At 43.9% G+C, this 321-nt stretch carries 1 protein-coding gene; it reads left to right on the top strand.

The window, feature by feature from the left end:
- Positions 1–321 (top strand): HYR-like domain-containing protein (locus tag DMB71_RS00090; protein WP_162614723.1); only part of this gene is annotated, 321 nt, incomplete at both ends.

The raw sequence follows: 321 nt of genomic DNA, 5'->3' as shown, positions 1-321 counted from the left end.
ACTTCAACAGTTTTCACTCAGGTAATCACTATTCAAGACACGACTGCTCCAACTTGGACAACTGCTCCTACAGATTTGAATGTTACTTTGCAATGCAGCGATGCAGCAGGATTGACAGCAGCACAAAATCAGGCTCCTGTTGCCACAGACAATTGCGGCGGAACTGTAACTTATACAAAAGTGAGCGGAACTTTTGTAGCTGGAACTTGTGCCAATTCTGGAACTTACACCAACACGTGGACCGCAAAAGATGTGTGCAATAATACTTCAACAGTTTTCACTCAGGTAATCACTATTCAAGACACGACTGCTCCAACTTGG

This window comes from Flavobacterium tistrianum (assembly GCF_003254545.1).
GTDB classification, from domain to species: domain Bacteria; phylum Bacteroidota; class Bacteroidia; order Flavobacteriales; family Flavobacteriaceae; genus Flavobacterium; species Flavobacterium tistrianum.
Note: the sequence above shows the minus strand (reverse complement) of the source record. Positions and strands in the feature narration are given on the sequence as shown.